This window comes from Epilithonimonas hispanica, assembly GCF_003385395.1.
Lineage (GTDB): Bacteria > Bacteroidota > Bacteroidia > Flavobacteriales > Weeksellaceae > Epilithonimonas > Epilithonimonas hispanica.
The window spans coordinates 1-3,504 of the sequence record NZ_QNUG01000089.1; the positions used below are offsets into that span (position 1 = coordinate 1).

Annotated in this window: 5 protein-coding genes; all 5 read right to left on the minus strand. The window is 34.5% G+C overall.

What is annotated here, in order from left to right; genetic code table 11:
• Positions 1–114: 114 nt before the first annotated feature.
• Positions 115–291 (minus strand): histone H1, encoded by a 177-nt coding sequence (locus DRF58_RS17790; RefSeq protein ID WP_116037278.1) that lies wholly within the window; start codon positions 289–291, stop codon positions 115–117.
• 108 nt (positions 292–399) lie between these two features.
• Positions 400–1,200 (minus strand): HAD family hydrolase, encoded by an 801-nt coding sequence (locus DRF58_RS17795; RefSeq protein WP_116037279.1) that lies wholly within the window; start codon positions 1,198–1,200, stop codon positions 400–402.
• Between the two features lie 108 nt (positions 1,201–1,308).
• The gene (locus tag DRF58_RS17800) at positions 1,309–2,739 is read right to left on the minus strand and encodes a hypothetical protein (protein WP_317124878.1); all 1,431 of its coding nucleotides are present in this window, start codon (positions 2,737–2,739) and stop codon (positions 1,309–1,311) included.
• A gap of 61 nt (positions 2,740–2,800) precedes the next feature.
• Complete coding sequence (locus DRF58_RS17805) at positions 2,801–3,004, minus strand: hypothetical protein (RefSeq protein ID WP_116037281.1); 204 nt, start codon at positions 3,002–3,004, stop codon at positions 2,801–2,803.
• 2 nt (positions 3,005–3,006) lie between these two features.
• Positions 3,007–3,192, minus strand: a complete 186-nt coding sequence (locus DRF58_RS17810) for a hypothetical protein (RefSeq protein ID WP_116037282.1) — start codon at positions 3,190–3,192, stop codon at positions 3,007–3,009.
• Between the last annotated feature and the right edge of the window lie 312 nt (positions 3,193–3,504).

The window sequence follows — 3,504 nt, forward strand, 5'->3', positions numbered from 1 at the left end:
GAAATTCATAGACAAATATCTGATTATCAGATATAAATATACAAAAAATAACAATTATAACCAAAAAAAATCCGCCTCAAGTTGTGAGACGGATTCTTTCACTTTTAAAAGCTTTTATTTCTTAGATTCTTCAACAGAAACTTTTCTGAAATCTTTGAATAATTTGCTTAACTCCAAAGCAGATTTTCTTGCTCTTGTTCCAGCAGCTTTGTTTCCTTTCTCAGCTTGTTGGTTTGCTTCGTTAGAAAACGCTTCGAATTCTGCATTGATTTTTTCAATAAGTTCTTTCATAATTTTTAAAGTATAAAGTATTAAACTGGGTTGCAAATATAGTAGTTTATATCATTTTTCAATTGAATTATGAAATTAATTTTATGGTGTTCTGCAGGGTATTAATACTTAATTATTCACTAAGTAATCTCTTACAATCTCCAAAACTCCAAAATTATCATTGGAAACGGTCTCAAAAGTAGCAGTTTCTTTTACGGTAGGATGTGCATTTTCCATAGCATAAGAGTATCGTGCATTTTTCAACATCTCTATATCATTCATATAATCACCAAAAGCCATTGTTTCCTCTGGTAATATGTTCAAAGATTTTTGCAATTTTTCTAAAGCAATTCCTTTGTTGATATTTTGATTCATGACATCTAGCCAATATTTACCAGAAACTACTGATTTCAAATCATATTCTTCAAACTGTTTCAAAATCGGATACAAATTTTTTTCTGATCCATCCGGATGATACACTGCAATCTTGAAAGCAGTATCATCAATGACTTCTGTCAAGTCCTCTACTTTTTGATTCTTGGTATAATATTGCGTGAAAAAATCGATAAATTCTTGATCTTCCGTTTCGTAATATGCTTGTTTCTTTGCAGAAAGAACAGCTCTTGCTCCTGGAATTTCACGAACAGCTTTTATAATTTTCACCACAAGATCGTGATCCATTTCATCAGCAAATAGCTCTTGATTTTTGTAAACAATATAACCTCCGTTTTCTGCAATGAAACCTATTTCGTTTTCGATGTCTCCAAAATATTTTGTAATTCCTGGCATTTGTCTTCCGCTAGCTGGCACAAACAAAATCCCTCTATCTTTAAGTTCCTGATATACTTTAGGAAAATCTGGACTCACTTCATAATTAGAATTTAGGAAAGTCCCATCCATATCAGTTACTATTAATTTTATCTCTTTCATAAAGGATTATTTTTATTCAATTTCCAAAATCATTGGTACAAATAACCGTAAAAGATTCCGAAAAAAGAAATTCCGAAGCCAAGTCCGGAATTAAATTTCTATTAATTACTAATTATGATGTCCCATATTCAGTTTAATTTTCTTCAAATCGTCCAACTCATGAATTGGGCGCTCTATATCGTAAGGAATTGGTTGTTTTGAAAAAGTCTGGAAATAAAGCAAACAAGCATCTTTCCACCAAACTGCATCTTTAGCCTGAATCTTCAATCTTGATTGAACAGATTTGAATCTCTCTTGATCGACATAAGTTTGTAGCTTATCCCAAGTTTTTTGATAATCCCGGACATTTTTTACACCTGTATCATATTTGAAACAAAGTTCTTCCCAAAGCGTTTTTCCATCCTTCATTTTGTAATTCCAAGGAACGTGATGAAACCAAAGAATTAGATTTTCTGGTGTAGTTTTTATATTTTCATAAGTTTCATTAAGTGGTGGAAAGTATAATGAAACTGCATTACTTCCTGTTTTTGTTCTATCAAATCCTACTCCATTTGCATCTGCTTTATGGTAATAAATAGGTGACCAATCTGGTCTTCCGCCTTTGTAATCGCCCCAAGGTTCAGGCCCATAATGATGTCCAGAAGCAAAAATATGATGAAGTCCCAAAGGCTTCATATAATCCACAGCAGTTTCGCAAGAAGACAACATTATTTCTTTAACCGGTTTTACAAAATCCTGATTATCTGTAAAAGTCATTTTGAGCCATTCATCAGCAATCTGTTCAGAAGACAACTCGTGATTCCAAGCCAAACGTCCGAATGCATACCAATTCGCTTGTGCAAAGTGATGACCTGTCCAGTTGGTGTCTTCTCCAATATTAGCCACAGCAGAAATCGCAGTGATTTTATTTTTCATCAAAGTTCCGTCTGTGATTTTTGCAATCGTAGAGCCTTTACCAAAAGAACAAGTATCACTGTCTAGATTTTCTTTGAATAATGGTGCTAAATAAACCAAATGATTTGAAAATCCAAGATATTCCTGAGTAATTTGAAATTCCACCATTTCGGGCGTTTTTTTCAAAGCTCCAAATAACGGATTGAAAGCTTCTCTTGGCTGGAAATCTATCGGTCCATTTTTGATTTGAATAATCACATTATCTTTAAATTTTCCATCCAACGGAACAAATTCCAAATAGGCTTGATTTGCTCTATCTTCCTTGCTCGGACAATAAACAAAAGCTCGCCACATAATGAGTCCGCCAAAAGGTTTTAATGCATCCGCCATCATATTCGCACCGTCTGCGTGCGTTCTTCCATAATCCTGCGGTCCTGGTTGACCTTCAGAATTGGCTTTAACCAAAAAACCTCCAAAATCTGGAATCAGTTTGTAAATTTCAGACGCTTTTCCTTTCCACCAATTTTGAACATTTTTATTCAATGGATCAGAATTTTCTAATCCATCCAAAACTTTTGGTGAAGAGAAATTGACCGACAAATAAACCTTAATTCCATAAGCAAATATATAAAATAAGTATGATATTTATAATAGTAATTATAGGCTAATAAATAAGTTATTCCAATGTTAAAGCGGATGAAGTATATTAGTCACTTTCTAAATTTTCACTTTTCAGAATAATTTTCTTATCTAAAAAATGAGCCATTTCTAAAAGTTTAAAAAAATCAGCAATAGTATTAGAAGTTACGGAATGAAAAAAATATGTCTGTAAATCCTGAGCATAAATATCACTATCCGAATTACTATAATCACGAATTGATAATTTTAGATAAAGCTCTTCACCTGTCATAATTATGTAGATTGATAAATACCACTTTCTTTTAAAATTGCTCGAACCGTTCTTTCACTAATAAAAAATTGGTCTGCGGTTACTTTTTCTAATGCACCAATACGCCAATTGGGATTTTTTCTTTCGAGATTATCGAAAAACATCCTAACTTGTTTATTTCTTTCTAAAAATCTTTGATTATCTGCCATTAACGCAAAAGTAAAAAGTATTTTTATTTTTTGCAAGCCGTACACCGCTACGCAACGCCCGGAACGATGGCACCGGAAACAATACACCTGGAGCGAATCCGGCTATCATCTGCATATCAGCGCAACGCCTGGAACGATGGCACCGGAACCGATACACCTGGAGCGAATCCGACTATCATCTGCATATCAGCGCAACGCCCGGAACGCTGGCACCGGAACCGATGCGCCTGGAACGAATCCCAGCGATTACAGGAACCCAAACGCAACGCCCGGAACGATGGCATCGGAAACAATACACCTGGAGCGAATCCG

What these genes read in the sequence shown, in the direction of transcription:
- DRF58_RS17790 (WP_116037278.1), bottom strand. Translation starts at nt 291, where the DNA reads ATGAAAGAACTTATTGAAAAAATCAATGCAGAATTCGAAGCGTTTTCT.
- DRF58_RS17810 (WP_116037282.1), bottom strand. Translation starts at nt 3,192, where the DNA reads ATGGCAGATAATCAAAGATTTTTAGAAAGAAATAAACAAGTTAGGATG.
- DRF58_RS17795 (WP_116037279.1), bottom strand. Translation starts at nt 1,200, where the DNA reads ATGAAAGAGATAAAATTAATAGTAACTGATATGGATGGGACTTTCCTA.
- DRF58_RS17805 (WP_116037281.1), bottom strand. Translation starts at nt 3,004, where the DNA reads ATGACAGGTGAAGAGCTTTATCTAAAATTATCAATTCGTGATTATAGT.